The organism is Chitinophaga sedimenti (assembly GCF_023156195.1).
In the GTDB taxonomy this organism is placed as follows: domain Bacteria; phylum Bacteroidota; class Bacteroidia; order Chitinophagales; family Chitinophagaceae; genus Chitinophaga; species Chitinophaga sedimenti.
Genome location: NZ_JAKUKA010000001.1, coordinates 742,182 through 761,552 on the forward strand (window position 1 = coordinate 742,182; position 19,371 = coordinate 761,552).

28 protein-coding genes and 1 pseudogene are annotated in these 19,371 nt (G+C 51.1%); 23 read left to right on the plus strand and 6 right to left on the minus strand.

The window, feature by feature from the left end:
• The first annotated feature begins 79 nt into the window (after positions 1-79).
• A complete protein-coding gene (locus tag MKQ70_RS04365; protein WP_248068506.1) occupies positions 80-538 on the plus strand; it encodes a NanQ anomerase/TabA/YiaL family protein in 459 nt (152 codons plus the stop codon).
• Between the two features lie 10 nt (positions 539-548).
• Positions 549-989, plus strand: a complete 441-nt coding sequence (locus MKQ70_RS04370; protein WP_248068509.1) for a hypothetical protein — start codon at positions 549-551, stop codon at positions 987-989.
• Here the strand turns inward: MKQ70_RS04370 and MKQ70_RS04375 are convergent.
• The 4 genes from MKQ70_RS04375 to MKQ70_RS04390 all read right to left on the minus strand — a co-directional run bounded on the left by MKQ70_RS04375 (position 986) and on the right by MKQ70_RS04390 (position 2,843).
• Positions 986-1,384, minus strand: a complete 399-nt coding sequence (locus MKQ70_RS04375) for a hypothetical protein (protein ID WP_248068512.1) — start codon at positions 1,382-1,384, stop codon at positions 986-988. The two genes, MKQ70_RS04370 and MKQ70_RS04375, sit on opposite strands and share 4 nt — an antisense overlap.
• Positions 1,385-1,473: 89 nt before the next feature.
• Entirely contained in the window at positions 1,474-1,977 is a 504-nt protein-coding gene (locus MKQ70_RS04380; RefSeq protein WP_248068515.1) for a phosphatase PAP2 family protein, read from the minus strand.
• 292 nt (positions 1,978-2,269) lie between these two features.
• Positions 2,270-2,581 (minus strand): hypothetical protein, encoded by a 312-nt coding sequence (locus MKQ70_RS04385; RefSeq protein ID WP_248068518.1) that lies wholly within the window; start codon positions 2,579-2,581, stop codon positions 2,270-2,272.
• Positions 2,517-2,843 (minus strand): hypothetical protein, encoded by a 327-nt coding sequence (locus tag MKQ70_RS04390; protein ID WP_248068523.1) that lies wholly within the window; start codon positions 2,841-2,843, stop codon positions 2,517-2,519. Before MKQ70_RS04390 ends, MKQ70_RS04385 begins: the two co-directional genes overlap by 65 nt.
• Before the next feature lie 113 nt (positions 2,844-2,956).
• Here MKQ70_RS04390 and MKQ70_RS04395 point away from each other — a divergent pair, with 113 nt between their 5' ends.
• The gene (locus MKQ70_RS04395) at positions 2,957-3,400 is read left to right on the plus strand and encodes a hypothetical protein (protein WP_248068525.1); all 444 of its coding nucleotides are present in this window, start codon (positions 2,957-2,959) and stop codon (positions 3,398-3,400) included.
• Here MKQ70_RS04395 and MKQ70_RS04400 read toward each other — a convergent pair whose 3' ends face one another.
• Positions 3,401-4,126 (minus strand): EcsC family protein, encoded by a 726-nt coding sequence (locus MKQ70_RS04400; protein WP_248068528.1) that lies wholly within the window; start codon positions 4,124-4,126, stop codon positions 3,401-3,403. It lies immediately after the preceding gene.
• 256 nt (positions 4,127-4,382) lie between these two features.
• Here MKQ70_RS04400 and MKQ70_RS04405 point away from each other — a divergent pair, with 256 nt between their 5' ends.
• The 11 genes from MKQ70_RS04405 to MKQ70_RS04450 all read left to right on the plus strand — a co-directional run bounded on the left by MKQ70_RS04405 (position 4,383) and on the right by MKQ70_RS04450 (position 12,689).
• Positions 4,383-4,769: a hypothetical protein gene (locus MKQ70_RS04405; protein WP_248068531.1), complete on the plus strand. Its 387-nt coding sequence runs from the start codon at positions 4,383-4,385 to the stop codon at positions 4,767-4,769.
• On the plus strand, positions 4,756-4,899 hold the full coding sequence (locus tag MKQ70_RS04410; RefSeq protein ID WP_248068533.1) for a hypothetical protein: 144 nt from the start codon (positions 4,756-4,758) through the stop codon (positions 4,897-4,899). Before MKQ70_RS04405 ends, MKQ70_RS04410 begins: the two co-directional genes overlap by 14 nt.
• Positions 4,900-5,023: 124 nt before the next feature.
• Entirely contained in the window at positions 5,024-7,186 is a 2,163-nt protein-coding gene (locus MKQ70_RS04415) for a DPP IV N-terminal domain-containing protein (protein ID WP_248068535.1), read from the plus strand.
• 316 nt (positions 7,187-7,502) lie between these two features.
• Positions 7,503-7,637 (plus strand): hypothetical protein, encoded by a 135-nt coding sequence (locus tag MKQ70_RS37625; protein WP_282456210.1) that lies wholly within the window; start codon positions 7,503-7,505, stop codon positions 7,635-7,637.
• 38 nt (positions 7,638-7,675) lie between these two features.
• The gene (locus tag MKQ70_RS04420; RefSeq protein WP_248068537.1) at positions 7,676-8,164 is read left to right on the plus strand and encodes a hypothetical protein; all 489 of its coding nucleotides are present in this window, start codon (positions 7,676-7,678) and stop codon (positions 8,162-8,164) included.
• Complete coding sequence (locus tag MKQ70_RS04425; protein ID WP_248068539.1) at positions 8,104-8,838, plus strand: tetratricopeptide repeat protein; 735 nt, start codon at positions 8,104-8,106, stop codon at positions 8,836-8,838. The genes MKQ70_RS04420 and MKQ70_RS04425 overlap by 61 nt, the downstream gene beginning before the upstream one ends.
• Complete coding sequence (locus MKQ70_RS04430; RefSeq protein ID WP_248068541.1) at positions 8,799-9,113, plus strand: hypothetical protein; 315 nt, start codon at positions 8,799-8,801, stop codon at positions 9,111-9,113. The genes MKQ70_RS04425 and MKQ70_RS04430 overlap by 40 nt, the downstream gene beginning before the upstream one ends.
• A complete protein-coding gene (locus tag MKQ70_RS04435; RefSeq protein ID WP_248068544.1) occupies positions 9,107-10,042 on the plus strand; it encodes a sensor histidine kinase in 936 nt (311 codons plus the stop codon). The genes MKQ70_RS04430 and MKQ70_RS04435 overlap by 7 nt, the downstream gene beginning before the upstream one ends.
• 188 nt (positions 10,043-10,230) lie before the next feature.
• Positions 10,231-11,238 (plus strand): tetratricopeptide repeat protein, encoded by a 1,008-nt coding sequence (locus MKQ70_RS04440; protein ID WP_248068546.1) that lies wholly within the window; start codon positions 10,231-10,233, stop codon positions 11,236-11,238.
• Between the two features lie 150 nt (positions 11,239-11,388).
• A complete protein-coding gene (locus MKQ70_RS37630) occupies positions 11,389-12,210 on the plus strand; it encodes a histidine kinase dimerization/phosphoacceptor domain -containing protein (protein ID WP_282456211.1) in 822 nt (273 codons plus the stop codon).
• Positions 12,207-12,689: a sensor histidine kinase gene (locus tag MKQ70_RS04450; RefSeq protein WP_308198930.1), complete on the plus strand. Its 483-nt coding sequence runs from the start codon at positions 12,207-12,209 to the stop codon at positions 12,687-12,689. Before MKQ70_RS37630 ends, MKQ70_RS04450 begins: the two co-directional genes overlap by 4 nt.
• Positions 12,690-12,717: 28 nt before the next feature.
• On the opposite strand, the gene MKQ70_RS04455 is transcribed toward MKQ70_RS04450, so the two are convergent.
• Positions 12,718-13,152, minus strand: coding sequence for a hypothetical protein (locus MKQ70_RS04455; protein WP_248068549.1), 435 nt, complete (start codon positions 13,150-13,152; stop codon positions 12,718-12,720).
• Between the two features lie 117 nt (positions 13,153-13,269).
• Between MKQ70_RS04455 and MKQ70_RS04460 the strand changes: the two genes are divergently transcribed.
• The 9 genes and pseudogenes from MKQ70_RS04460 (at position 13,270) to MKQ70_RS41970 (ending at position 19,314) form a co-directional block, all read left to right on the plus strand.
• Complete coding sequence (locus MKQ70_RS04460) at positions 13,270-13,794, plus strand: LemA family protein (RefSeq protein WP_248068552.1); 525 nt, start codon at positions 13,270-13,272, stop codon at positions 13,792-13,794.
• The gene (locus MKQ70_RS04465) at positions 13,791-14,729 is read left to right on the plus strand and encodes a DUF2207 domain-containing protein (RefSeq protein WP_248068554.1); all 939 of its coding nucleotides are present in this window, start codon (positions 13,791-13,793) and stop codon (positions 14,727-14,729) included. The genes MKQ70_RS04460 and MKQ70_RS04465 overlap by 4 nt, the downstream gene beginning before the upstream one ends.
• Positions 14,730-14,737: 8 nt before the next feature.
• Positions 14,738-15,037 (plus strand): hypothetical protein, encoded by a 300-nt coding sequence (locus MKQ70_RS04470; RefSeq protein WP_248068557.1) that lies wholly within the window; start codon positions 14,738-14,740, stop codon positions 15,035-15,037.
• The gene (locus tag MKQ70_RS04475) at positions 14,980-15,729 is read left to right on the plus strand and encodes a DUF2207 family protein (RefSeq protein WP_248068560.1); all 750 of its coding nucleotides are present in this window, start codon (positions 14,980-14,982) and stop codon (positions 15,727-15,729) included. The genes MKQ70_RS04470 and MKQ70_RS04475 overlap by 58 nt, the downstream gene beginning before the upstream one ends.
• Positions 15,730-15,949: 220 nt before the next feature.
• Positions 15,950-16,678, plus strand: a complete 729-nt coding sequence (locus tag MKQ70_RS04480) for an ROK family protein (RefSeq protein ID WP_248068563.1) — start codon at positions 15,950-15,952, stop codon at positions 16,676-16,678.
• 18 nt (positions 16,679-16,696) lie between these two features.
• Positions 16,697-18,219 (plus strand): annotated as a pseudogene (gene tkt / locus MKQ70_RS04485) (transketolase); the annotation flags it as partial.
• 153 nt (positions 18,220-18,372) lie between these two features.
• On the plus strand, positions 18,373-18,705 hold the full coding sequence (locus MKQ70_RS04490) for a transketolase-like TK C-terminal-containing protein (protein WP_248081047.1): 333 nt from the start codon (positions 18,373-18,375) through the stop codon (positions 18,703-18,705).
• A 247-nt stretch (positions 18,706-18,952) separates the two neighbouring features.
• Positions 18,953-19,189, plus strand: a complete 237-nt coding sequence (locus tag MKQ70_RS04495) for a hypothetical protein (RefSeq protein ID WP_248068566.1) — start codon at positions 18,953-18,955, stop codon at positions 19,187-19,189.
• Positions 19,135-19,314, plus strand: coding sequence for an HAD family hydrolase (locus MKQ70_RS41970; protein WP_372489928.1), 180 nt, complete (start codon positions 19,135-19,137; stop codon positions 19,312-19,314). The genes MKQ70_RS04495 and MKQ70_RS41970 overlap by 55 nt, the downstream gene beginning before the upstream one ends.
• The last annotated feature ends 57 nt before the right edge of the window (positions 19,315-19,371 follow it).

The following is a 19,371-nucleotide window of genomic DNA, read 5'->3' on the forward strand; positions in this document are numbered from 1 at the left end:
AAGGAATTATTAAGGAAACGTTATGACCAAATTCTGACGCGATTTCCTATCTTTCCGGCCTAAATACAGCATCAAGCTCATGATCATAGACACGCTTCAGCAGGCGCACCTTTACGCCGGTCTCGGCCCTCAGTTCGTAAAGGCTTTCGAATATCTTACTACAACAGATGTAGCAGCTTTACCAAAAGGAAAATATGAAATAGACGGGCAAAACATTTTCGCCATCGTGAATGAATACGATTCGGTAGATGCAGCCACTGAACAGATGGAGGCGCATAAAAAGCACATCGATGTGCAATACATCGTGAGCGGCGCGGAATTGATCGGGCATGATTTCCTGGTAAAGCAAACGCCGTCAAAAGCATATGATGAAGAAGCAGATTATATGCTGTTCGCCGAAAAGCCAGCCTTCTTCAGCCAGTTGTCGCAGGGTTGCTTTGCGATCTTTTTTCCAACAGATCTGCACATGCCCAACATCAAAATAGATGCGCCGGCGCCGGTAAAAAAGATTGTGATCAAGATCCGTGTTCCCGAATAATCTGCAAACGATGAAATATTTATTATGGCTGCTGCTTTCGGGCGGCATTATCCAGACCAGTAATGAGCACATGTTGTTTGAGCAGCTGCAGCAACGCATGCCGGGCAACATTTGTTCCGATACTAAAGTGCACGATAATGATAAGCAGGCGAAAGGCCGCATCACCTTTCTGAACCGCGATTTCCGCACCGCGTATTTCGCCGCCGCTACGTCGGTACGCTTTTTCGAGTGCGAAGACCGCCGCCTGCACCTGGCCATGATCAGCCTGGAGTTTAAAAACGAACAGGATATGGACCTCGCCATGGCCGCTATTACGGCAAGCCGGCGCACCGCTTTCCGGTTACCCAATAAAACCCGTTTCGCACCTAAGAAACTAGGCAACGAGCTGGTGATCATCTACTCCCAGACTTTTACCGACCAGCGTTTCCAGGATTTCGTGAACCGCAATTAATGCAGCGGTAAAAATACCAGGGTGGTATCTAACCGCGATGGCCCGCTGATCATTACATCTGCCATCAGCGTGCTATCTTTTTCATAAACGAGGAACATATAATGATGGCCGTCGCCCGCATTTGCTTTTACGTGCGAAAAGCTGGCGGTAACGCTGTCTAGGTAAGTAAAGCGCCATTCGTTCGCTCCCCTGGACTGTGGTATTACCTGCAAACTGTCGCGGAAAAAGGGGAGGCGTTGCATTAACGTATCGGTCGTTTTTAGTGAGATGTTGAACCGGTTCATTTTAAGCCCGTGTCCCAGCGTGATTTTGAAGTGGTCGGGATTTTCGGGTTTCCCTGGCTTCTTTGCAGGCGTAAAGTGACAGTAACAGGCATACAATGCCGGATGATACACGCTTCATGAGGAGCTGGATTTGTGTGAAGGTTCGGACTGGTGTTGCTCAAATTTTGTCCTCAGCTGCGATAAAAGTATTTTTTATTTTTTTAGAAAGTAGGGTAAGAGGTGCGATGTTTTTTACTCCAGCGGTATTGATGGGTCCAATAAGCCACTTTCATGGAAAGATAACCAAACCCCGCGCCGGCCAGCACATCACTGATGTAATGGCGGTTATTTGCAATGCGCAAAGCGCCCACCGTGGAAGCCAGGCCATAAGCGGCATAGGGCATCCATTTAAAACGGTGTTTATATTCTTCACTTAAAAACGTAGCCGCTGCAAAGGCATTGGCCGTATGCCCCGAAGGCCAGGAATTGTAGGTCGTTTCATCAGGCCGCAGTTGCCGGGTGAGTTTTTTCAATATGTTAACGGTGGCGTAATTGATCACTGCGCCTTTGGCCAGGATGATGCTCCGTTCCACAACCGGGTTGCGCGATTTAACCCCGAGGGCGTCCAGTCCGTAGGCAATCACCACCGGTGAGTACTGCAGGTAGTTATCGAACTTTGTACGGAAGTCGCGCATATTGTTGTTGCGCATTTCTTTTATTTCCATTTTGATGCTTTCCTCACCATTCCCGTTAAACAGGATGCCTGCCGTAATCAGCGCTGCGGGCGCGAACAGTTGTTGGGGGAATAGCGGATAGGCGGAGGTAAGCGGAAGGTATCCGATTTAGTTTGGTCCAGTGCCGGCCGGGCTCACCGTATCGGGACCAGGCTGCGCGTGCACCAGGAAGCCCTGAAGCAACAGCAGTACCAAAAGGCCAGCTCTCATGTTGTAGGTTTAATACCCACATATTAATAAAAAAATCCGGGATTTCCCGGATTTTAAGCTAAAAATGTATCGGTTACTGTTCCCATACCCATTCCTCGAATTCCGCTGTTAAACCGGGAGGATTGCCCTTGCGGGTCCAGGCGACAGGTTCATCGTAGTATTCCAGTTCATGGATGATTACGGGAACATCGCGGCCGAATTTGCGGCGGATCGTTCCGTCTTCGTGCAGTCGCAGCGACAGGCTGGTCATGATATGCAGGAAGGCCTCCTGTATTTTCACGCCCTTTTCAAAGGCGCCGTCATAATCTTCTTCCTCGTCGTCATCTGAGTAGTAGAAGGGGAGGGTTTTTACCCAGGCGTCGAAAGCCGCATCTTCGTCCCCCAATATTCAGTTCTTCATTTTGTAACCAGAAGGCATAGTTCCATTTAGCTTCTTCCTGGTAGGAAGGCGCATCTCCCGGGGCACTCAGTTTCCAGTTGGTAACGGTGTTGTAACCAACGGTGAGCAGGGGAAGGCGCAGGTCGTCATCTACATTACTCTTGTAAAAGGAAATGACGTAAATATCGTCCGTATCTTCTTCCGAAAAGTCGCGGATGGCGGCTTGCAGTTTCTCGTACGTCAGTTTGATGAATTTTTCCGTGGTCATGTTGCGAAGTTAATTGAATTTTCTATTGAGCTGTAGGATCATCCCAAAAGGGAAAAATGTCAATTCAGGCGTTTGGCGTTGGTGCGCGCGAAGCCACGCCATTATATTTGTATATGAAAAGTACGCTCCTGGTGCTATGGGCAGTATTACTCGGCGGCTGCGGCTTCTACGGCAAATCGTTCCGGCCTACTCCCTCGGAGCGCAACGATGCGTGGGTATATGTGCCCACCGGCCGTAAACAGGAAAAGATGCTCACCTTTCCGGCTGCCAGCTTTACCCGCGCGATCAGGGATTATAAGCTGTCGTATGGAAGCTTTCCGCAGGAAATATACATCCTGAAATCGTACAACCATAAAGCAATGCAGGACATGACCGATATGGGATACACAGACCTCCGTATTACCTATCTTTTTCTTGATTCGATGGAGATGGATTTTGTACGTGTACCGAAATGGACGCGGGATAACGATTACAAAACATTGGAGATGCGCATTGCCGGTAAGTTCGTTTTTTCCATGAAAGACTCATCGATGTTTACGCACACCGTGGTGTATTAATTACAGGTCGCCCCGCGCTGCAAGCCGCATCCGGTAAGCGTTGATCGCTGTTTCCCCGAGTTTGTTGATCAGCCGGTAGTTCACCACTACGCCCACCGCCGCCCCGATCACCGGTACTAGTTGCGCCATTTTGGCCAGGTCGATGTGGTCGCGGTATTCCTGTTGAAAGTGCAGCCAGTCAAATGCCTGTATATCTTCGGGCAGGTCCTTTGCTTTTTGCTTCCAGTTTTCTATTTCTTTGAACACCTTTTGCCGGTGCTGCTGGCTGCTGAAGGCTAGTATGAACACCTGCAGTATGTACACCCGCTCTTTATAGTCCTTCACATCAAACCCGTAAAACGTAGCGATATCAAATAGTAATTTCAGTTTGATAGCGAGCAGGATAGGGAAGTCGGCCAGTCCCATCAAAAATCCGCCAGCCCCCGTGATACCGCCTTCTGCGGCAGCGGTGTGCCTGTAAATACTGACCCTTTTCCGCACGGCCTCTTCCAGGTCGTGCAGTGAAGCAAATTCCTGGTTCGACGGCGCCGTATAGGCCGAGCCAAACAGTACGCCCCGCACCATTTGTTTGATGGCAGTGGTAATGACCTCATGAACGCTTTCAGGAATCATCTTGTTGATGCGGTCCTGGACGCCTTTGGTGGCCCTTTCTATCCAGGACGGGCGTTTGCGCATGCGTTGCTGCCAGTGTTCCATTTCCAGTTTGGCCTGTTGCTCATATAACATGCGCTTTTACGAGCATATAAAGTGCCGGAAAATTGCCTGCTAAAAAAATGAGTAGTGATTGAATGAATTGCTAAAAATATTAGTAATTTGCATTCATGGTAGAGGATGAAGACGTAAGGGTGAACTATTACTTCGCCCTTGACAATAGTGTGGTACGGATAAAGGCGGATGATCTTCGCCTCATGCCGTCGCTGGCCACGGATTTGCAGCCGCTGCGGATCACGGGGGACGATTATTTTCGCTGCAGTTCACGCCGGTGTTCGGATCGAATAATACCATTTGGGAAAAGTCGTTCGGCGGCATTACCGTACGCCTGAAAGCTACTAACAGTGACCGCTGGCTGGTGGAGCTGGATAAAACGGGCAAACTGCGGTACGTCCAGTACGTGCACCAGCTGCAGGATATGTGGCGCGGCCTGTTCGATGAACCCCTGCAAAGACGCGTCGGTGATATTAAAGTAGAAGTCCCCGTATTGAAACTGCGCCCGGAGTACCAGGTAAGCGTGGTGAGCGAAAAAAAAAAAGAGGTCTGCGTATCCCTCTGCAACGTTTGCCTTTCAGCCGCAGCAATTTTACCTGACCTGGGATTGTTTGTTCGTGGTATGCACGATGCCCCTGGTAGTATGGAAGGTGGTGGAAGATGATGCCTATTACAACTGGGGCGGCCGTAACTGGGGCTTTCAGTGTGTGTATGGAAAGGTGGATAAAAAGCTGACGGATAAAGCAGCGGATTGGGTGCGGGGCGAGTTGGTGAGCAAGCGGATGAAGAGTTGACTAACAACTGCAACCAGCTAATAAATACCCCGATAAAGCTAAAGAATGTCAATGATCAGTTAATTGATGCGAAACGCCGCCCGTTAAATCCGCCTACTTTTAGCAAATGGGAAAAAAATGGATCGTGGCCACATTGGCCCTGGCCGGTCACCTGGGCGCCTGCTTATGGAACGCCAACACGGCGATGGCGCAAGCGCCCACCCGCTTTCAACCGTCGCATGACGAACTGGTAGCAAGGTACAAACGGGCGGCCCGCATCGATAGTCTGACGAAAGACGCGGTATTCAAATATACTGTAGACGCGCATTGGCTGCCGGATGGCAAAACCTTCTGGTATTGTAATTTTTTAAAAGATAGTGTAGAAGAATATATTTACGTGGATGCCGCGAAAGCCGTCCGCCGCCCCGCCTTCGATGCGGCCGCGGTAATGGCCGCGCTCCGGAAGGCTGGCGTGCCGGTAAGGCCTGGCTACCTCGGCATACGGGAATTATTCCCCGAAAAGAATGGCCTGCGTCTCCGGATCGCCGGCAAATGGTACCGTTATCAGCAAAATGAGGTAACTGCCATGGAAGCACCGGCGCCTTCCACCGGGCACGAACGCGCCGCAAGGGCCGCGTTGCTGTCACCCGATAAGCAATGGGAAGCTGCAGTCAAAGACGGTAATGTATTCGTAACGCCAGTAGCCGGCGGTACTTCCATTCAATTTACGACGGATGGCACCCCGGACAAGCCTTATGGCCGTTTGAGCTGGAGCCCGGACAGTAAATCGCTCACGGGCTACTACATCCAGCCGGTGCGTGATACGCCGGTGTATTACATCCTCACCTCCGTTGCTAACACTACGCGCGGACAACTACGCTCACAGCCTTACAAGCAACCCGGTGATCCTTTCACCACCTTTACGCTGTTCGTGTTCAACCTTGAGCAACGCAAAGCCATCAAAGCGGAAGCCGATCCCATAGATTTCCTCCAGGCGCCCGAGCCGCACTGGCGTGCCGGCAACTCCCGATACTTCACTTACGAAAAAACGGACCGCGGTCACCAGCGTTTCCGGGTGATAGAAGTCGACGCCCTCACCGGCAAAACCAGGAACATCGTAGATGAAAAAACGCAGACGTTCATTTACGAATCCACGATGTTTACAGATTATCCCGAAGGCAGCACCGTATTGATTCGTACCTCCGAAAAAGACGGTTGGAAACACCTGTACCTGACCGATCTGCTGACCGGTAACGAGCAGCCCATCACGAAAGGCAACTGGGTCGTGCGCGGCGTCGACAGCATCGACGCAAAGAAACGCCAGATATGGTTTCACGCCAGCGGTATGCACGCTGGCGAAGACCCCTACAACATCCATTATTACCGCATCGGCTTCGACGGAAAAGGCCTGCTGGCCCTGACCCCGGAAGCGGGCAACCACGATATCGTGTTTTCGCCCGGCCGTGAATATTATACAGACAATTACTCGCAGGTGAACGTGCCGCCGGTTACCCGCCTGCGGCGGTCGGCCGATGCTAAAGCATTGCTGCTGCTGGAAGAAGCGGATGTTTCGGTGTACAGGAAGGCCGGCGTACAACCGCCTGAAGTGTTCGTCGCCAAAGCCCGCGATGGGGTAACGGATATTTATGGCATCGTTAGTCGTCCGTCTGATTATGATCCAAACAAGAAGTACCCCGTACTGGAGAATATTTATGCAGGACCGCACAGTTCCTTCGTCCCTAAAACGTTTACGCCCTACAGTGAAATGCAGAGCCTCGCCGAACTGGGCTTCATCGTGGTCATGATCGACGGTATGGGAACGGCGAACAGGTCAAAGGCCTTTCACGATGTTTGCTGGCAGAACCTGGCAGACGCCGGCCTGCCTGATCGCATCGGCTGGATAAAAGCCCTGGCGGACAAGTATTCTTATGTAGATGATGAGCACGTGGGCATTTACGGCACTTCCGCAGGCGGACAAAACACCGTATCTGCATTACTGTTCCACCCCGAATTTTATAAAGCCGGTGTATCCGCCTGCGGTTGCCACGATAACCGGGTAGACAAACAATGGTGGAACGAGCAGTGGATGGGGTACCCGGTGGGGAAACATTACGAGGAACAATCCAACGTGACCAACGCCGCCAAACTCCGGGGTAACCTGCTGCTGATCGTCGGCGAATACGATACCAATGTACCACCGGAGTCTACCTATCGCGTGGCCGACGCACTGATCAAAGCCGGCAAATCATTCGACTTCTGGCCGTGCCGGGGATGGGGCACAGCGATGGAGGCCCTTATGGCCGCATGAAGAAGCGCGACTTTTTCGTAAAACACCTGATGGGCGTGGAGCCGCCCGCGCATAACAATGGCGAATTGCCGATGGGCGCTGAGGTAGGTAGGGAACGATGGACATTTAAATAGATTTGCGATGATTTTGCCATCATTAGTGATGATTTAGTCAACTGTCCTCTACGTGCCCCCTTTCTCCGGAGCACAGATATGGCTATCTTTACCGTCGGCCGTCGCCATCGTCTATGAGGTTTTTGATTATTATTTGTTTGCAGTGCTGCTTTGTCCTGTCCGCTTTTTCACAGAAAGCGCGGTCAGGCAGGGAGTTGTCTGCTATGCAGGATACGGTGGCTATCCGTAAGCTGCTGCGACAGGCGAGTGCGCTGGTGTACAAGCCTGGAGAAAGGAAAGCGGATCTGCAGGCGGCCCAGTCGCTGCTGGACCAGGTGTTCAAAAAAGCCGGCAGATAGCCGATTCCAATGGTATCCGCATAGCGAATGACATACAGGTGCAACTCTTCACGGAGACTAACAACCGTTCGAAAGCCGCGGCGCTACTGCCGGAATTGCGGCCATCCAAACGTATTGAGTTGATAAAAGAGCTCATCATGAGCTATATCGGGGAACAACAAACCGACAGCGCGTTTTACTATGCCCGCATGATGAAGTCAGAAGGCCAGCGCAATCATCTGCCCGACGTGGCTAACGAGGCGGAGTATTACCTGTCACGTTGCCACTATCAACGCCACGAATGGCGGGAGGTAAAGGAGTGTTATCTTAACATGATCCGTTATCACCGCGCTAATCATGACCTCATAGCGGAGGCGAAGGCATGGGAGTTTCTGGCAGCTTCGACCAGTGAAACGGATACAACATATCCTACTAAGGAATTTTCTCTCAGGCAAACAATGATGATGGCCCTCCTTCGGGGGATAAATTGCAAAGCGCCTTATCCCTGGCCGAGCTGGGGCGCGTGCACTTTGCGTATGGAGCAATAGATCTGGCGGAGGGCGAGCTGTTAACTGCCGATGAGCAACTGAAGGCGCTGGGTGTGCAGGAACGGTCATTTGTGTACGAATGCCTTAGTCGCCTCTACGTGCAAAAAGCCAATGGAGGTAAGGCCCTTTACTATGCCCAGGCCACACTGGAAAATATGCGGCTCAATGGCAAATGGAGTAGCGATAATGCGTTCTATTATGTACGGGTGGCGGAAGTGTACCTCACCTTCGGGCAAACTGAACGCTATCACAGTACCCTTTTCAAAATGCTGGAGGGGCGTAATCCGGCCACGGAAACCGATAACTATTATGTGGTGTTGTTTGCCCGGCAGATCAATCTGAAACAGGGGCCCGCAGAGGCGATCAACTACTTGTCTGCCCGTCTCACCAACAAAAAAATATTTAATGATTCCGCGGATATAGCGGTAGGACATATGTACATAGGCGACTTTTACCGGCAGCTGGGACAGTCTCAAAAGGCCATGGAGTACTACCTGGTCGCTGAAAAGGAGATGATCCCGAATGACCTCTACCGGCGTACAGCACCGCTCGAGTTGAACCTCCGTTTGGCCACGCAGCTGTACGATCAGGGAAAATATACGAACGCACTCGAATACCGGATAAAGTACGGTGGATGCAGCAGGCGGGCCCGGTGCCGCTGCGGAAGCAGATAGAAATGTATGGCCTGTATTATCGCATTGATTCCATCCAGGGACGTTACCAGTCGGCTTTACGGAATTATGCATTGACTAAAATGATCAGCGATTCGGTGTTCAATATAGAAAAATGGGGACAGATTGAAGAGCTGCAACTTAAATACGAAACGGCGCGCAAAGACCGGGAACTGCAGCAACGCGCACACGACATAGCCTGGCTAACTGAGCAGGGGATACTTCGGGAAGCTTTGTTTGAACAAAAGAACTCAGTACACGGCAACGGGAAATGCTGAAAGACCGCGATATTGCGCAGGCGCAGCAGCAGGCCCGGCAACGCGGCGATTCCCTGCGGAACAAAGAGGAACGCATTGCACTGCTGGATAAGAAATCGGAACTGCAGCAGGTACTGCTTGATCAAACCCGCACCACCCGAAATATTATCATTATCGGCAGTGTGCTGGCTGTGTTACTTTTTTGGGTGATCTACTACCAGAAACAGCGCAGCAACGGGCAATTGAAGAAACAGCAGGAGCTCATCAAAAATAAAAATGAGACCCTTGAAAAGCTGCTGAGTGAGAAGGAATGGCTGTTAAAAGAAGTGCATCACCGGGTGAAAAACAACCTGCAGGTGGTAATGAGCCTGTTGAACATACAGTCGTTTTACCTGCAGGATGACAATGCCATTTCCGCGATCCGTGATAGCCAGCGCCGCGTGAACGCAATTTCTCTTATCCACAAAAAATTGTACCTGTCGGACAACCCCGCGCTGGTCGACATGCAGCTGTACATCAAGGAGCTGGTAGACCATCTGCGCGAATACGCCGACGATCGCCGGGGCATTACGTTCGGGCTGTCTATCGACCCGATTTCGCTGGATGTGGGACAGGCCCTGCCCGTTGGGTTGATATTGAACGAAGCCATCACGAATGCCTTCAAATACGCGTTTACCGTGGGTAATTCCGGGAAAATACAAGTGGTGCTAAAGAACGGGCCGGAAGAAGGCTGGCTTACATTGCTGGTGGCCGACAATGGCATTGGTATGGATCAGGCGTCCAGCGCTATGCAGGACTCGCTGGGCATGAACCTGATGAAGGGCCTGGCTAAAGACATGGATGGCACACTGGTCCTCCAGAACCAGGACGGGTTATCGATTACTGTGATGTTCCCCGCCGAAACAGAAGTGCGGCATCACGCTAAATCTTCAGAAATAATTCAGGCATAAACAGATAGTTGCAATGAGACATTGTACGTTACTCCTCCTTTTGTGTTGCGGCATGATACACGTCTGTGCCCAGGATGCCCGTGCCAGGCTGATGCGCGGCTTTCCGGCGGACCATGTGTACACGCTGCGCGATACTGCCACTATCCTCGATATACTTAATGTTGCCTGGTCCTGTGTAACGAAGCCCGGTGAAGAAAAAGGTAGATATCGATAGCGCACGGTACCTGGGAACGCTGGCCATGACGTACAGCAAAAAAATCGGCTTTGCCCAAGGTGAACGCATCGCAGGCGCGACGCTTGCCCAGGTGGCATATGAGGGAAGGAATGTAGTGGACCTGGTGCGATTCAGCAATTACATTAAACAGCCCGATCGGGTATGGTACATGCGTAACATGGTGTTCCTGGTGGCGTCGGGCGACGCTAAAAATAGCCCGGATTCGTTGCTTCGCTGGTCGCAGTTGACGAAACAGGCTGCCCTGGAGGCGAAAGATGCAACTGTCGCAAATGAGGCGGAATATTACATAGGATGGGCGTACTACAGGATGGGCAAACAGCGCGAATGCAAACGGGCCTTTCTGACCATGATCAACTACCATAGCCGGCGCAACGATCCCGAGGCCGAGCTGGAGGCATGGTATCAGTTGTCAACATTGGTAGATGATGCTGATACGAGTTATCCTTCTACGATCGAGGCGGCGGAGAAAGTGCTCGCATTAAGTAAGATTACCGGGCATATGTCCTATATGGCTCATGCCTATTTGAAAGCCGGTTACGGCTATTATGTCCGTGGCAACATCGAAAAATCGCAGGCCGTACTACTGGAGGCAGAAGAAGTATTGTTCCGGGTAGACGTGAAAAACCGGCGGTTTGTGTATGAATTGCTGACTAAAATATACGCTGTAAAGGGCGACGGCGCCCGGGCGTTGCACTATGCCGAAGCTACGCTGGACCACGTACGGCGGTATGATAATACACCGGAGAACATTCGCCTGTACAGCATTCGCCTGTCGGAAGTGTTCCTGCATTTCGGTAAGACTAATGAGTACGAGGCCACATTGCGCAGCGTGCGGGTAGCCTCCCCGCCGGAAAAGGCGACAGACTGGTTTTATATTATCATGCTGGCGCAGATTATGCGCCGCACCGATCCACAGGAGGCTATTGACTACCTGCTCGATAGAAAAAAATGTACCCATTAACGAGCTGATACGCGAAGTGGAACTTAACCGGGAGATAGGGTTGAACTATCAACTTCTGCAAAACTATCCTGCCAGTTTAAGCTACTTATCCGAAGCCGAACGGCTGATGAAAGGCTTGGATATCCGCTTCCATGGGACGTTTGCGGATGTATGGATCAACATGGCAAAGTCCTCTTTTTTAACGGACAATGGGATAATGCGGAGAAGTACGTTACGAAGGTAGAGTCCGTGCCGAAAGGTGTGGTGCCGATTAATACACAGCTGTACGCGGAGTTCCTCCGGTTTAAGATCGATAGTGCAAGGATGCAGTATTTGTCGGCCATCAGGCACTACACGCGGCATAAAATTTTAAACGACAGCATTGCCAACGTGCAAAAGATGAATGAGCTGGAAGTGCTGAACGTTCGCTACCAGACGGCACAAAAGGAACATCAGCTGGCGCAGAATGCGCAGCAAATCGCGTTCCTGGACAGGGCTCGTACACTCAGCGACGAGCTGCTGCGCAAAACGCAGGACAGTGCACAGCAGGCGAAAATATTGCAGGAGCAGCGGTTATATATTGTTGGTAACGAGAGCCGGCAACGCGCCGATTCGTTGCGGCATGCAAAGGAAACCAACCGCCTCCTGAATATTGAAACGGCGCTGAGCAAAGATCTGCTGGCCCAGGCCGATAGTCGCCGCAACTGGATGATCGCCGGCGGAGTGTTGCTGGCAATGCTGCTGCTGGTGACTTATAGCCGTTATCTCCTGAAACAGCGCAACAACCGTCAGCTGGAACAACAGCAGGCTCTCATTACCAGTAAAAATGATTCCCTGCAGAAACTGGTGCACGAAAAGGAATGGTTGTTGAAAGAAGTACATCACCGGGTGAAAAACAACCTGCAGGTGGTCATGAGCCTGTTAAACATTCAATCGCATTACCGGAAGATGATACGGCGATTTCTGCCATCCGGAACAGCCAAAACCGGGTGAACGCCATTTCGCTGATCCATAAAAAACTGTACCAGTCTGACAATCCGGCGATGGTGCATATGCCGCATTATATTAAGGAACTGGCCGAGCAGCTCAGCGATTACTCGGAGCAGAGACACGATGTCAACATGGTATTGGCGATTGATCCCATTGTGCTTGACATCAGTAAAGCATTGCCGATTGGACTTATCCTGAACGAAGCCATCACCAATGCCTTTAAATACGCCTTTCCGGACGGTCGCCGGGGAACCATTACCGTTCGGCTGACGCAGCCTGCGTTGGATGAGGTACTGCTTATGATTGCCGACAACGGGATCGGGATGCCCGATGCGCAGGCGCGTGCGGACGGCAATTCACTCGGCATGAGCCTGATGAAAGGGCTAAGCGCTGATATGGACGGAGAATTCTGTATAAAAGTGGAGCACGGAACGCAAATAACGGTAACGGTTAGACTCGATGGTCAGGCTTCTTCCGGGTAGAGCTTTTCTACTTCCTGCAAAGTGGCTTTCAGCTCCTGTAGCTGAGCGCGGGTGAAATTTCTTTTCCAGACGCCGGCCAGCTCCTTTTACCACGATAGAAATACAAACGGTCGCGGAAAGAGAGTACACGCCGCTGCTCTTCATAATAGAAAAAATCGTCAAAAGGAATGATAAAGGTTTTACCGCCTGTAAGCACGCGAAGCACCTTCAGCGTAACGGTTTGGGCGCTAAAATCAAACCGGATGGATGCAATGTGTTTCTTGAAGAACGAATACACCAGTACCAGCAGGCAGATAATGGTCACAATCTGTTTATCTGTATCGAAATTAAGTACAAACCGGCCTTTCAGGATCGATATGCCGTAGAACAGTACAAATATGATACATAACATGAACAGGGTGGAAGCCACGTAACCGAGGCGGCTTTTAAGCGATGGGTTATGTATGGTAACGGTTTCCGGCATGCGTTAAAAATAGTAAAAGATCATGAATGAGGACGAATGACATTTTTTTGCGGTAACTTACTTATCATTTAACCGGAAAAGCATGAATTACACCCTACTTGTTGTTATCCGGTCATCGTGGTGCTGTTTACATGGGCGATATCGCTCTATAACAGGCTGGTGGCTAACCGCAACCGCGTAAAGGAATCGTGGAGCGGTATTGATGTAAGTCTGAAAAAGCGGTACGACCTGGTACCTAATCTCGTTGAAACGGTGAAGGGGTATGCCCGCCATGAACAGGATACACTGGCGAAAGTGACCAGCTATCGCACCGCTTCCGTGAACGCCACTACGCCCGAACAAAAGGCGGAAGCCGCCACCGGCCTTACCCGCGCACTGGGATCATTATTCGCCGTAGCCGAAAATTATCCTGACCTGAAAGCGAATTCCACCTTTTTACAATTGCAGACAGAGTTGGCCAACATCGAAAATAGCCTCGAGTCGGCCCGCCGGTACTACAATGGCACCGTGCGCGAAAACAACAACCTGGTGGAAAGTTTCCCGTCTAACGTCATCGCCGGTATGTTTGGTTTTAAAACCAGTCCATTTTTTGAAACGGAAGATAATACTCACCGCGAAACGCCTAAGGTTACTTTTTCATGATGAAACATTTATGCTTACTGTTCTTCGCGCTGTTTTGCGTGATGGGCCGCCTTTCAGCACAGGATGATGGTTTGCATCCCTACTACAGCGAGGGTATTATTCTTTTTCATTCGGATATTGATATTGCCCGCGACGGGGTGGTCCGTGTGGCCGAAACGATCCGGGTATATGCCGCCGGCGACCAGATCAAACGGGGCATCATCCGCGAAATACCGCAGTACCGCACCGACAAGTATGGCCGCAAAAAGCGCGTTAAGATACATGTGGTAGAAGTGCTGAAAGACAGTGTTACCGCCTCCTACAGCGAACAGGAGGAGGGTACTAACCTAAACATCCGCATCGGAGATCCGGACGTGATACTGGGTAATGGTGTATATGAATACAAAATCGTTTATGAATCGCGTGGCCATATCGGCTTTTTCGATGGGTTTGATGAATTGTACTGGAACGTAACGGGTAACGACTGGCGGCTCCCGATTGTGAAGTCCTCGGCCACGGTACATTTACCCGGGGGTGCGAAGGTAAAGCAATCGGCCTGTTATACCGGTGTAAAAGGCGCTACAGATACAGATTGTACGATTGAGTACGATGCAAATGGTACGCCCACCTTTACCACCTCGACGTTGTTATCACCCGGCGCAGGATTTACCATCGCCATAGGCTTTACCGCCGGCATCATCCAGCGCCCGCAGCCACCCGGTCCATGGGAGCGGTTACTGGAGTGGTTCGATATTGCGAAGGCGTATTTGCTGGCAGTCATTGGCATGCTGGTACTGGTGCCCGTATTATACCGGAAGTGGCGTAAACACGGTAAGGACCCGGACAGGAAGGTGGTAGTGGCACGCTTTGATCCGCCACGTAACTATTCGCCGGCAGCGTTACGTTATATCTTCACAAAAAGCTGGACCATAAATCCTTCGCGGCCGCCCTCGTGAACATGGCGGTGAAAAAGTCGATCCGGATCACTAATGAACCAACCGGATTCGTGCTCACCCGCGGCGATAATGGGGTAAAGTCATTAAGTGCCGACGAACGCGAGTTATATGATAAGTTGATGAAAACGCGTGATACACTGTTGCTCGATGATACACACGCCAGTTACGTTCGTGACGCGAAAGATGCATTAGAGACCAGCGTAAAAGGGAAACACGACCTAAAAAATATTTTCTCCGGAATACCAGACAGATGTGGACCGGTGCGCTGGTCACCATGGCAGTACTGGCGCTATACCTGCTGGCAATAAACTGGAAATCATTGCTGCTGCTGGCTTTTATCACACCTTTCCTGGCTATCGGTGTTACCGTCTTTATTTCTGGTATTCGTTCTTTCAGGGAAAGCGGCTGTGCGGCATTTTTTATGATCGCCTTCGGTGGCGTATTTACCGCGGTACCTGGCTTTATGTTTTTGATGATGGCGACGGAGTTGCCCTTTATCGCCATTCTTTTCGTGATAACGGTAGTAACTATGTTCGGCTTTTATCTCTGGTTGATTCCCGCACCCACAGAGATTGGCGCGGAATTGAAAGCGGAAATAGAGGGCTTTAAGGAATATCTCTCTGTAGCGGAGGAACACCGCCTGAACATCTTAACACCACCCGAACATACCCCTGAACTGTTCGAACGGATGTTGCCCTATGCCATCGCATTGGAGGTGGAAAATGAATGGGGGCGCAAGTTTAAAGACCTGCTGGAGTCTATCGACTACATGCCGGACTGGTACGGTGGCCGCAGCTTTGCGTATGGCCGCATCGGCGATACCTTCAGCGACCGTTTTGCTACTACCGTACAGAAATCATCGGCGCCGGTACGGTCGTCGTCCGGCTCGTCTGGCTGGTCGGGCCGCAGTTCGTCCGGCAGTTCCAGCTGGAGCAGCGGTTCGTCCGGTGGTGGTTCCTCCGGCGGCGGTGGTGGCGGTGGCGGCGGCGGTGGCTGGTAAATCAGCCACAACTTAATATTCCGGGCAGGGAAAGCGGTCCAATCCGGTTCCTTGCCCTCTTTTTTGCCGGCGAACGCTCGATAAAATGTACAACACACCCATTATTTGTTAGTTGTTCACCGCAGTGGCCGCCCGTAGCTTTACAGGGAGTACCGCAACAATTTACGGGCGCTGCTGTTATTGTTGCGGGCTTTAATCATCAGTTAAAGAACTTACATATATGAATCAGGGCAATATCCTCGCCATCGATATTGGCGGCTCGCACATCAAAGCGTCAATAATCGACCCGCGTGGTACCGTCCGGCAACACTACCAGGCTGTAAAAACACCTAAAAAACCGGAGCCGGGCAAAGTGATCGAAATGATCCGCGAACTGGTGAAAGATTTTCCGACTTTCGGTAAGGTTTCCGTCGGTTTTCCCGGGTATGTGGATAAGGGGGTAGTCATGACCGCCCCCAACCTGGGAACCGATAAGTGGTACGGCACGCCTTTCCGCGAACGCCTGGAAACCTTGTTCGGAAAGCCAGTACAGGTACTGAACGACGCTGACCTGCTAGGGCTTGGACTCATCCATGGTAAAGGCCGCGAAATGGTGGTGACGCTTGGAACAGGATTTGGTACAGCTTTGTTCTATAATGGCGCTTTACAGCCGCACCTGGAGTTAGGACAACATCCTTTTACTTCTAAACACACGTACGATAGGTATATCGGCGCCAAAGCCCTCGCCAGAGAGGGCGCCGAAAAGTGGAACAAACGCCTGAAAAAGGTTATCTCCGTATTGCAGACCGTTTTTAATTACGATCATCTGTATATCAGCGGCGGCAATGCCGAAGAAATCAATTTCGCACTGGATAAAAACATCAGCGTGGTCTCGGCGAAAGACGGCATGCGCGGCGGCGCCAAACTCTGGATGACGGCGGAAGAAGAAGTAGTGTTACAGGAATTATAAAAAATATCAGCACATATTATGGGATCTTATTCAGTTAACATCGCGGAACGGGCGATCAATACAGCCCGATTACTGGCCATCGACGGCGTGGAGAAAGCGAAATCCGGTCACCCGGGCATGCCCATGGGTGCAGCTCCTATGGCACATACGTTATGGGCGCATCACATGCGTTACAATCCCCGAAACCCACACTGGGCTAACCGCGACAGGTTTGTGTTATCGGCAGGACATGGTTCCATGTTGCAGTACGCCTACCTGTACCTCACCGGTTATAACATCAGCATAGAAGATCTGAAACAGTTCCGCCAGATGGGCAGCAAAACTGCGGGCCACCCGGAGTACGGGCTGCTCGATGGCATTGAAGTAACGACCGGCCCGCTGGGACAGGGTTTTGTAAATGGCGTAGGCATGGCCATTGCGCAAAAGCACCTGGCTGCGCGTTACAACAAGCCCGGGTTCGAGCTGTTCGATTACCACATCTATGCAATTTGCAGTGACGGCGACATGATGGAAGGTGTTACTTCTGAAGCCGCGTCCATCGCGGGGCACCTGCAGCTGGGCAACCTGATCTACTTTTATGATGATAACCATATTTCTATAGAGGGTGATACCGCTGTAACGTTCAGCGAAGACGTGGCTAACCGGTTCGAAGCTTATCACTGGCACGTGCAGGTAGTGAACGACGGCAACGACCGGAAGCGCTTTCAGAAGCAGTGGAGAAGGCCCGCGCCGAAAAGGACCGCCCATCGTTGATTAAAGTGCGTACGCATATTGGATATGGTAGTCCGAACAAAGTGGATACCGGCGGCGTGCACGGTTCGCCGCTGGGGCCGGATGAAACGAAGCTGGTTAAGCAGCGCTTTGGTTTTAATCCGGAAGAATCTTTTGCAGTGCCGGAAGATGTGTTTAATTATTACCGCGAATCGGGTGATAAAGGCGAGGGATTGGAAAAGGAATGGAACAAATTGTTCGCTGAATACAAGAAGAAATACCCGGAGCTGGCTGACAGATACGAGGAAGAAAGCCGGAACGAGCAGCCTGCCGAATGGCAACTGGACCTGCCGGAGTTTGAGCCGGTAAAAGGCGGTATTGCTACACGCAAGGCTTCCGGGAAAGTGTTGAATGCGATTGCGGACGCGCTGCCGGGTTTACTCGGCGGTTCCGCAGACCTTGCGCCTTCCACGGACACGAACCTCGACAAATACACTTCGTTCGCCGCCGGTGACCGCAACGGCCGCAATTTCCATTTCGGTATCCGCGAACATTCGATGGGGGCTATTCTGAACGGCATGGCCTTAACACCGGGCTTGATCCCATATGGCGCCACGTTCCTGATATTTTCTGAGTACATGCGCCCGCCAATCCGCCTGGCCGCTATCATGAAAATACGGCCCATCTTCGTGTTTACGCACGATTCCATTGGTTTGGGTGAAGACGGTACCACCCACCAGCCTATCGAACAGTTAATATCGCTGCGCTCCATTCCGAACCTCATTGTGATTCGTCCGGCTGATGCCAACGAAACCGCGCAGACCTGGAAAGTGGCGATCGAACATACTACCGGCCCGGTGGCGATTATCCTTACGCGGCAGAACTTACCCGTACTGGATCAAAAGAAATATACCAGTGCTGCTGAACTGGCCAAAGGCGCCTACATTCTTTCAGAAGCTCACCAGGAGCCGGACCTGATTTTAATGGCGACCGGTTCGGAAGTGCAGCTGGTGCTGGAAGCGCAGGAAAAATTGAAAGCCGATGGCATCGCGGCACGCGTGGTGAGCATGCCCTCCTGGGAGTTGTTCAACAGGCAGGATGCGGCTTACAGGGAAAAAGTACTGCCGACAAATATTCGTCGCAGACTATCGGTGGAAGCAGGTTCTACGCTCGGCTGGCTGAAGTATGTAACCGAAGACGGAGATGCCATGGGTGTGGATACTTTTGGTGAATCTGCCCCCGCTGCGGAGTTGTTCAAACACTTCGGTTTAACGGTGGATGACGTTGTAAAAAGAGCAAAAGCATTAATAAGATAAAATGGACGCCACCAATGTAAAAGTGTTGTTCCCTGGACGTGGGCGGCGTGCTGCTCACCAATGGCTGGGGACATAAATCACGCGAAAAGGCCGCGCAGCAATTCAATATCAGCTATGCCGAAATGAATACCCTGCACGATTTCATCTTCAATGTGTATGAAATTGGGCGTATCTCCCTGGACCAATACCGGATTTTACGGTATTTAATCACCCACGCGATTTCACGAAGGAGGATTTTAAATCCTTCATGTTTTCGCAGTCGGAAATGTTGCCGGATATGTTGCCATGGCTGCTGGAATGGAAACAGTCGGGCTGCGGGTTCCGCATTATTTCCATCAATAATGAAGGGAAGGAGTTGAATGATTATCGCATCAAAAATTCAGACTGCATCAGTGTTTCGATGCGTTCATTTCCAGCTGTGATGTGGGTATGCGCAAACCCGATCCCGGTATATTTCAACTGGCTATGGGTATTGCACAGGTGAATCCCGATCAGTGTTATTATTTTGATGATCGTATAATGCTGACTGAAACGGCAAAGGGGCTTGGTATCAACGCATTTCATCACACCGATTTCAAGACCACTAAAAGCATTATCGAGCACTTATAGGGTGAAAGTCTCATCGAAAAATTGTAGTTTCAAATACCGGGGAGCAGCAATGCTTCC

Excerpts from the sequence above, each read along its gene's own strand:
- MKQ70_RS04365 (WP_248068506.1), top strand. The coding sequence starts at position 80 with ATGATCATAGACACGCTTCAGCAGGCGCACCTTTACGCCGGTCTCGGC.
- MKQ70_RS04370 (WP_248068509.1), top strand. The coding sequence starts at position 549 with ATGAAATATTTATTATGGCTGCTGCTTTCGGGCGGCATTATCCAGACC.
- MKQ70_RS04380 (WP_248068515.1), bottom strand. The coding sequence starts at position 1,977 with ATGGAAATAAAAGAAATGCGCAACAACAATATGCGCGACTTCCGTACA.
- MKQ70_RS04390 (WP_248068523.1), bottom strand. The coding sequence starts at position 2,843 with ATGACCACGGAAAAATTCATCAAACTGACGTACGAGAAACTGCAAGCC.
- MKQ70_RS04395 (WP_248068525.1), top strand. The coding sequence starts at position 2,957 with ATGAAAAGTACGCTCCTGGTGCTATGGGCAGTATTACTCGGCGGCTGC.
- MKQ70_RS04400 (WP_248068528.1), bottom strand. The coding sequence starts at position 4,126 with ATGTTATATGAGCAACAGGCCAAACTGGAAATGGAACACTGGCAGCAA.
- MKQ70_RS37625 (WP_282456210.1), top strand. The coding sequence starts at position 7,503 with ATGCAGGATACGGTGGCTATCCGTAAGCTGCTGCGACAGGCGAGTGCG.
- MKQ70_RS04430 (WP_248068541.1), top strand. The coding sequence starts at position 8,799 with ATGCAGCAGGCGGGCCCGGTGCCGCTGCGGAAGCAGATAGAAATGTAT.
- MKQ70_RS04435 (WP_248068544.1), top strand. The coding sequence starts at position 9,107 with ATGCTGAAAGACCGCGATATTGCGCAGGCGCAGCAGCAGGCCCGGCAA.
- MKQ70_RS37630 (WP_282456211.1), top strand. The coding sequence starts at position 11,389 with ATGGATCAACATGGCAAAGTCCTCTTTTTTAACGGACAATGGGATAAT.
- MKQ70_RS04455 (WP_248068549.1), bottom strand. The coding sequence starts at position 13,152 with ATGCCGGAAACCGTTACCATACATAACCCATCGCTTAAAAGCCGCCTC.
- MKQ70_RS04465 (WP_248068554.1), top strand. The coding sequence starts at position 13,791 with ATGATGAAACATTTATGCTTACTGTTCTTCGCGCTGTTTTGCGTGATG.
- MKQ70_RS04475 (WP_248068560.1), top strand. The coding sequence starts at position 14,980 with ATGTGGACCGGTGCGCTGGTCACCATGGCAGTACTGGCGCTATACCTG.
- MKQ70_RS04480 (WP_248068563.1), top strand. The coding sequence starts at position 15,950 with ATGAATCAGGGCAATATCCTCGCCATCGATATTGGCGGCTCGCACATC.
- MKQ70_RS04490 (WP_248081047.1), top strand. The coding sequence starts at position 18,373 with ATGGCGACCGGTTCGGAAGTGCAGCTGGTGCTGGAAGCGCAGGAAAAA.
- MKQ70_RS04495 (WP_248068566.1), top strand. The coding sequence starts at position 18,953 with ATGTTTTCGCAGTCGGAAATGTTGCCGGATATGTTGCCATGGCTGCTG.
- MKQ70_RS41970 (WP_372489928.1), top strand. The coding sequence starts at position 19,135 with ATGCGCAAACCCGATCCCGGTATATTTCAACTGGCTATGGGTATTGCA.